At 69.8% G+C, this 6,863-nt stretch carries 9 protein-coding genes; 3 read left to right on the plus strand and 6 right to left on the minus strand.

Going from position 1 to position 6,863, the window contains the following annotated elements; genetic code table 11:
* The coding region (locus tag AC08OP_RS17770) for a Bax inhibitor-1/YccA family membrane protein (RefSeq protein WP_476615227.1) at positions 1 to 128 on the plus strand (128 nt) is incomplete at its 5' end.
* Between the two features lie 96 nt (positions 129 to 224).
* Here the strand turns inward: AC08OP_RS17770 and AC08OP_RS17775 are convergent.
* Together AC08OP_RS17775 and AC08OP_RS17780 are read right to left on the minus strand one after the other, a co-directional pair.
* Positions 225 to 635 carry a PPOX class F420-dependent oxidoreductase gene (locus tag AC08OP_RS17775; RefSeq protein WP_462185950.1) on the minus strand — a complete coding sequence of 137 codons (411 nt, stop codon included), beginning with the start codon at positions 633 to 635 and terminating at the stop codon, positions 225 to 227.
* 157 nt (positions 636 to 792) lie between these two features.
* Positions 793 to 1,020 carry a DUF4287 domain-containing protein gene (locus AC08OP_RS17780; RefSeq protein ID WP_476615220.1) on the minus strand — a complete coding sequence of 76 codons (228 nt, stop codon included), beginning with the start codon at positions 1,018 to 1,020 and terminating at the stop codon, positions 793 to 795.
* 109 nt (positions 1,021 to 1,129) lie between these two features.
* Here AC08OP_RS17780 and AC08OP_RS17785 point away from each other — a divergent pair, with 109 nt between their 5' ends.
* Positions 1,130 to 1,510, plus strand: a complete 381-nt coding sequence (locus AC08OP_RS17785; RefSeq protein WP_476615221.1) for a hypothetical protein — start codon at positions 1,130 to 1,132, stop codon at positions 1,508 to 1,510.
* 43 nt (positions 1,511 to 1,553) lie between these two features.
* Here AC08OP_RS17785 and AC08OP_RS17790 read toward each other — a convergent pair whose 3' ends face one another.
* Both AC08OP_RS17790 and AC08OP_RS17795 read right to left on the minus strand, forming a co-directional pair.
* Positions 1,554 to 2,621 carry a DUF459 domain-containing protein gene (locus tag AC08OP_RS17790; protein WP_476615222.1) on the minus strand — a complete coding sequence of 356 codons (1,068 nt, stop codon included), beginning with the start codon at positions 2,619 to 2,621 and terminating at the stop codon, positions 1,554 to 1,556.
* A gap of 191 nt (positions 2,622 to 2,812) precedes the next feature.
* Complete coding sequence (locus tag AC08OP_RS17795) at positions 2,813 to 4,453, minus strand: MBOAT family O-acyltransferase (protein ID WP_476615223.1); 1,641 nt, start codon at positions 4,451 to 4,453, stop codon at positions 2,813 to 2,815.
* A 196-nt stretch (positions 4,454 to 4,649) separates the two neighbouring features.
* Here AC08OP_RS17795 and AC08OP_RS17800 point away from each other — a divergent pair, with 196 nt between their 5' ends.
* A complete protein-coding gene (locus tag AC08OP_RS17800) occupies positions 4,650 to 5,570 on the plus strand; it encodes an alpha/beta fold hydrolase (RefSeq protein ID WP_476615224.1) in 921 nt (306 codons plus the stop codon).
* 39 nt (positions 5,571 to 5,609) lie between these two features.
* Here AC08OP_RS17800 and AC08OP_RS17805 read toward each other — a convergent pair whose 3' ends face one another.
* Complete coding sequence (locus tag AC08OP_RS17805; protein ID WP_476615225.1) at positions 5,610 to 6,071, minus strand: hypothetical protein; 462 nt, start codon at positions 6,069 to 6,071, stop codon at positions 5,610 to 5,612.
* A gap of 90 nt (positions 6,072 to 6,161) precedes the next feature.
* Positions 6,162 to 6,863 (minus strand): trypsin-like serine peptidase (locus AC08OP_RS17810; RefSeq protein ID WP_476615226.1); only part of this gene is annotated, 702 nt, incomplete at its 5' end.

A 6,863-nucleotide genomic window follows, 5' to 3' on the forward strand; every position in this document is an offset into this window, starting at 1 on the left:
ACATCGAGCGGGCGATCGAGTCCCATGCGCCGCGTTCCGAGGCGTGGCGGGCGGGATTCGGCCTGCTGATCGGCTTCGTCTGGGTCTACCTGGAGATGCTGCGCCTGCTCTCCAAGCTGCGGCAGTAGCGCGCGGGTCCGTCGTGGGGCCGAGGCCCCGCCGACGATCAGGTCAGGGCGGGCAGGGTCAGGGCGCGCGCGTGGGGGTGTCCTCAAGCCTGGTCCTCAGCCGGAGACGTCCGGCCCCGCCGACCGCGGAGTGATCTGGATGATGCATCGCTGATCGCGGATCATCGCCGCCCGGTAGTTGTCCCAGTCGGGATGCTCACCCGCGATGTCTCGGTAATAGGCGATCAGGAGGTCCATCGCCGCCGGTAGCCGGATGACTTCGGCGGTTCCGTTGATCTGCACCCAGGGCCCGAAGAACTCATCGGGGAACACACAGATCCGTACGGTCGGATCCCGCTCGATGTGGCGGACCTTGTAGGCGGTGAGCCGGCTGCTGATCTGCAGATGCCCGTCGGTATCCACCCCGACGGTGACCGGTGACATCTGGGGCGTGCCGTCCCGGCGGGTGGTGCTGAGTACCGCCCGGTGATGATCGCGTACGAACTCCGTGGCTGCGTCGAGGTCCATGTAGTCATTGTGATGTGCCCGGTGGTCGACCCGGCGCGTCAACGGTGCGGACCGCGTCCGCGTCCCGCGCCGGGTACCCGCGCCTTACCTCGATACCTCACCGGGCGGCCGAGCCTGCGCGCTCGACGCTGCCGAGGTGCCGACGCTGCCGAGGTGCCTACGCGCGGATCGCCCGCCGCCGCAGATCGGCCTCATGGACCAGGGCCGCCGCATAGCAGTGCGGCAGGTCGTGCTCGGCCCGCAGCCAGTTGACGCGCTCCGTGAAGCGGAGCAGGCCGGGTCCGTCGTCGAGCCGATCGAGCCAGTGGTTCACGTCGTGGCCGGTTGCCTTCGGTATCCGTTCGATGAGGATCTGGTGGGTCTGGGCGGAGCGGTTCAGCGACATGCGCGCCTCCTGAGATGAAACCCGACGTCAACGGACCATGTCTGGAGGGTGCCCTATACCACAGTAGAGAGCAAGACCCGTTCCCGTCATCGTCAGGTATCCTGCCCGGATGTCCGACGAGGTCCGTGATCTCACCCGTGAGGTCGGCCTGCTGATTCACCGTCTTCGGTGCTGGTCCGGGTCATCATGGGATGTTCCGGTGGAATCCGGTGGCACCAGGGCGGAGCGGGCCGTTCGGCTGCTCGACGAACTGGCGTCGCTCGGCGAGCGGGCCGGCACGGGAGTGCCGGCCGGCGCTCGTCCACCGCGGCTGGCGCCGCACGCCCTGACCGACCAGCTCGCGGTCCTCGCCGACGATCTGGTCGCCGCGATCTCGGTGTCCGGTGCGGCGGCGCCGTCCGGTCGCGACGTCCTGGCCGCAGCCCGGGTCGCGGTGCTGGCTGCCCGCCGGGATCTGGACGGCGCGGGCTTCGGGTTCCGCCCCCGTTGAGCGTTCGCTCGGTCCGGCCCCCGCCGGTCGGTCCGATCGTCGTTCACCGCAGGTTCCACGTGCTGCGCACGGTCTCCAGAACGTGTCCCGCGGCGATCCGCGCGCCGTCGAGACTCAGGTGCACGCCGTCACGGGCCCGGGCCAGGATGGTGTTACCGTCCGTGCCGGTGAGGTAGTCGCTGTACGCGCCGTTCTTCGACAACCACGGGGTGAGGTCGAGATATCGGGCTCCGACCACCCTGGTCGTGGCGTCGAGGGTCGCCTCGTTCAGTCGGCGGAAGTAGCCGTTCAGCTGGTCCGGCCGGGCCGGCGGGAGGCTGAGCCACAGCACTCGGCGGGCCCCGTCGCCGCTCCAGATCCGCATCACGACGATGGCACGCCGTCGGTACTCGGCGGCCCACGCGTCCGATCCGGCCGGCAGGACGGTTCCGTCCGGAAGCGTGATGCCCTGGCCGTCGTTCCCGCCCATGGCGACGATCACCAGCTCCGGGTTGCGCTGCGTGATCTGCGCCCGGGCATGGGTGGCCCAGTCGAAGAAGTCGGGCCGCACCAGGCCCGTGCCGAACCGCGTCTCGGTCTGTGCCCGGATCGTGGCGGGCGCACTGTTCATGATGGTCGGACCGAGTGATTCTGTCAGCGAGTCCCCGGTGACCAGGACGCGCAGCGGATCGGCCGCGGTCGGGTGGCGCGGTGGCAGTGGGGAGCGGTGGGAACCGGCGGCGCCCGGCCCGGAGGCGCCAGGGTGATCGGGCTCGGCTTCAGCCCGGCTGGCCGCCGATGCCAGCTCGGAGAAGGTGCCGCCGGGCTTGGCGTCGTGACCGAATGCGCGCGACAACCACCGGTCCGGTTCGTCGAGGTGGACGGTCCGGGTGATCCGTTCGATCGGCCGGGCCATGCTCAGCACGAGCGTGCGGGTGAGTCCTGGGCGCATGCCCTCGCCCGCGTGCACCATCGCTGAGGCGCGGAGCACCGCCAGCAGACCCAGGGTGACGGCTACCAGCAGGAAGGCCTGCCGGGCCCGGACGACGCCGGTGGTCGTCGCGGGTGCGGTCGCCGGTGGCCCCGGTGGCTCCGGTGACCCCGGTGGCGCCGGATCTTCACGCTCAGTCATCGTCCCTCGGCTTCGTCGGCGCAGGTCACAGATGTCCCGGAATGTGATCAGGCGTTGTTGTTCGATTACCTTAAGTCAAGGCTCCGCTCTCCGCCGCTCGTATCGTCCGGCCTGGGCGGCCCCGGCCGGGGCAACGCTCCGGCTCCGGCTCCGGCACCGGGATCGGGACGGGGAGAGCAGGCGAGCGTGACTCAAAAGTGGAAGTAGATGAACGGCGCGACGTCCTGCGGGCCGACGATCGCATAAATGATCATGATGCTCAGGGTGAGCAGCGCGATCTGGGCGCCAAGGCGCAGTTGGGCGAAGGCGACCTGCGTGTGGATCCACCAGGCGCGCGGGACGGCGGCGGTGGCCAGTCCCACCCCGATGGCGGCGAGGACCGTCGGAGTGACCAGCGGCGCCGGTCCGCCCGCGGTGAACAGCCGGACGACGAGCTCGCGCGCCGTTGCCAGGTCGGGCGCTCGGAACAGGACCCAGGTGGCACACACGAAGTGGAAGACGGCCAGCCGGCCGGCCCAGGCGCGGATCGGGTTGGGGACCGCTTCGGGAAGTGAGGCCTGTGTGGCGGTGATCGTCCGGCGGCTCGCGGTGGTCGGCGTCCCCGCGGGGCTGTCGGCGGTGCTGGAGCCGGCAGCGAGACCGGGACCAGCAACGGCGCCGGATCCGCCAGGGGAAAGGACCGGTGCGGGGCTCTCCGATCCCGGCCGGGGTAGCGGCATCGCGGAGAGCCCCGCCGATTCGGCCTGTCCCGTGACTCGTGCCCATTCCGTCGCCCGGATCCGGTCCGCCCGTCGGGCACGTATCCGGCGTTCGGTCACCAGGCCACCGCCGTGCAGCGCTCCCCACAGGACGAACGTCCAGGCGGCGCCGTGCCAGAGACCACCCAGAGTCATGGTAATCATGATGTTGAGGTAGGTGCGCCGACGCCCCTTCCGGTTCCCTCCGAGCGGTAGGTAGACGTAGTCCCGGAGCCATCGGGACAGGGTCATGTGCCAGCGGCGCCAGAAGTCCTGCAGGGTGGCGGCCGCGTAGGGACGGTCGAAGTTGTCCGGGAAGCGGAAGCCGAGCAGGAGGGCGATCCCGATCGCGATGTCGGAGTACGCCGAGAAGTCACAGTAGATCTGCACGGCGTAGCCGTAGACGGCCGTGGCGATCTCCAGCGACGAGTGCTGGCCGGGCGCGTCGAAGACGGGGTCGACGAGGCGCGAGGCGATCAGGTCGGCGAGCACCACCTTCTTGACCAGGCCGCCCACGATCAGGAACACGGCCCGGGTGGCTTGGACCTGGTTCGGGTCCCGTGGCGTGGCGAGCTGGGGGATGAACTCGCGCGCACGCACGATGGGACCGGCGACCAGGTGCGGGAAGAACGCCTCGTACACGGCGAAGTCCAGCAGCGACGCGGGTGCGCTGGTGCCGCGATGGACGTCGATGACGTAGGACAGGGCCTGGAAGGTGAAGAACGAGATCCCGATCGGCAGCGCCACCTGGAGCAGGGGCAGCGCTGTGGGGAGACCGATCTCGGCCAGCGCGCGGTCCACCGACAGGGCGAAGAAGCTGTAGTACTTGAACCAGCCGAGCAGGCCGAGGTCGCAGACGATCGCGGCGATGAGGATGCGGCGGTCGCGCCAGCGGTGGATCGCGACGGCGGCGCCCTGGTTGATCAAGGTGGAGGCCACGATCAGCAGCACGAAGCGCGCGTCCGCGAAGCCGTAGAAGAAATACGACGCCCCGAGGATGAACGGCTTCCACAGCCTCGGCCGGGGCATCAGCAGCCAGGAGATCGCCAGCACCACGACAAGGAACGCCGCAAACTCGATCGTCGGAAAGATCACGTGTGTCCGTCCGGTGAGGTTGCCCAGCAGGATAATCGCTATAGGAGGTCGAGAGACTACCTAAAGTAGTTGACGGGTGGGGTGTTCGCCGCTCGACGGCCGCGCTGCCGGCATCCGCCTGGCCCTTTCGGGTGACCTCCGGCCGATTGCCGGCGGAACTCGTGCGCCGGCGCCATGGGATGGCTACCTTCCGACCATGGGCATCGTCTCGGTCAACGGCATCGACCTCGCCTACGAGATCCACGGCGACGAGGACGGGTTGCCGCTGCTCCTGATCGGCGGCCTCGGGCAGCAGCTCGTAGGCTGGCACCCGGACCTGCTGGCCGCGCTCGGCCGTCGCGGTTATCGAACTATCATCTTCGACAACCGGGACGTGGGACTGTCCACTCATCTCGACCAGCTCGGTCGGCCCGACCTGGCAGCGATCCTGAGCGGTCGCTTCGACCTCGCCCCCTACCGGCTCGAGGACCTGGCCGCGGACACAATCGGCCTGCTGACCGCCCTCGGAATCGAGTCGGCGCACCTGATGGGCAGCTCGATGGGTGGCATGATCGCCCAGATCGCGGCCCTCGGGAACCCCGAGCGGGTGCGCAGCCTCACCTCGATGATGTCCCATCCGGGTGACCACCGGGTGCAGCCGACCGCCGAGGCGATCGCGCTGTTCCTGCGGCCGGTGCCGGCCGACCTGGAGGAGTTCATCCTCGCCGGGCACGAGGCACAGGAGGTCCTGGGCTCGCCGCTGTTCGAGCCGGACGTGGCGTGGCTGCGGCGGCGGGCCGAGATCCAATGGGGCCGTCGCCCGAACCCGGTCGGGGCCATGCGCCAGATCGCCGCCGTGCTCGCGGCGCCCGACCGCACCCCCGGGCTCGCGCGGCTCCCGGTCCCCACCCTCGTCGTCCACGGTGACGCGGACCCGCTCGTCCCGGTCCTCGGTGGTCGGTTGACGGCTGCGGCGATCCCGCTCGCGGAGCTGCTGGAGATCGACGGGATGGGGCATGAGCTCCCCCGCCAGGTCTGGGGCCGCATCCTGGACAAGCTTGACGATGTCGTGCATCGCGGGGAGGCCGCGCATCGCGGGGGAGTCGATCGTCGCGGGACGCTCGCGCAGGCGAGCTGAGCGCCGACCCGCCCGGATCGTCGCGGTGGCCCGGCCGAGTCAGGTCCCGGGTTTGATGACCATGGAAGCAATGATCAGTACCCAGCAGGCGGTGCTCACGGCGACACCCCCCATGATTGGAAGGGTACGCCGATGCGTGTCACCGCCCGCGTCGATCTCCTTGACGGCGTGGGCGAGCCCGGGCGCGATTATGCCCAGCGAGATCCCGGTGGCCACCACCCACAGCACGAGGGCACCCGACAGCCAGGGGTCGCCCAGCGACCGCACGCTGCCGAATGATCCCTGATTCACCAGCCCGAGGCCCGTCACGACGATGAGCAGTGAGGCGAGCGCGAGGGCCCGGATCATCCGCACGCACAGGCGCAGGATCGGCAGGGCGCCGGCCCCCAACCGCAGCAGGCGCGGGGTGACCACGGTGATCAGTGTCAGTGGACCGATGACGAAGACCCCGACGACGACGTGCACGGTCAGGAGGAGCCCGAAGCTGCCCGAATGCGGCATGCACAGAAGGTATCGATCGTCGTCAGCCGGCGATATCCCGGGGGACGGCGATATCCCGGGGACGGCGATATCCCGGGGGACGGCGATCCGCTAGAGCCGGTAGGACTGATAGTAGAGTGACTTCACCACGTCGCCGAAGTGAGTTCCGTATAGTTTGTCGTTGACTCCGGCATAGGCGTAGCTGATCACCCCGTTGACCCAGCCGTGCCCGGAACCGAGCCGGCCGAGGCCGGTGAGCAGTGGCCCGCCGCTGGCGCCGGCCGTCATGCGGCAGGCGACGCCGATCGACGGGCTGCCGTAGGGGTCGCCGAAGCCGGGGCCGGCGCAGTAGACGAGCTGGCTGCCGTCGTAGGGGGGCAGCCGCGGGTAGCCGAAGGTGTACTGCGGATACGTCCCCGGAAGATCGAAGGCGATGCCTTGGGACCCGACCGTGTCCTCGAGATGACGGCCGCGGGACGGGGACGGGTTGAACAGGGCGAAGCCGGTGTCGACGTCGAAGTCGCCCCGATGGGCCCAACCGGACGTCACGGTGAGCCGGCGGGCGGTCCAGATGCCGTAGGGCATCGCGCCGTTGTCGAACCCGGGGATGAAGATGACGTTCCGCGCGAACTGTTCCCCGGTACCGCCGTGCACGCAGTGCCCCGCGGTGACCACGAGGTCACGACTGGGGCTGGACACGACGCTCGCGGAGCAGGCGTAGTCACCGCCGCCGATGGTGGCGAACAACCGGCCGGTGGTCGTGGTCACCAGCCCGCCCCGGGTGTAGGGCATTCCGGCGCTCGGGGGCGGGGG

Source organism: Frankia sp. CeRuru1 (genome assembly GCF_977966315.1).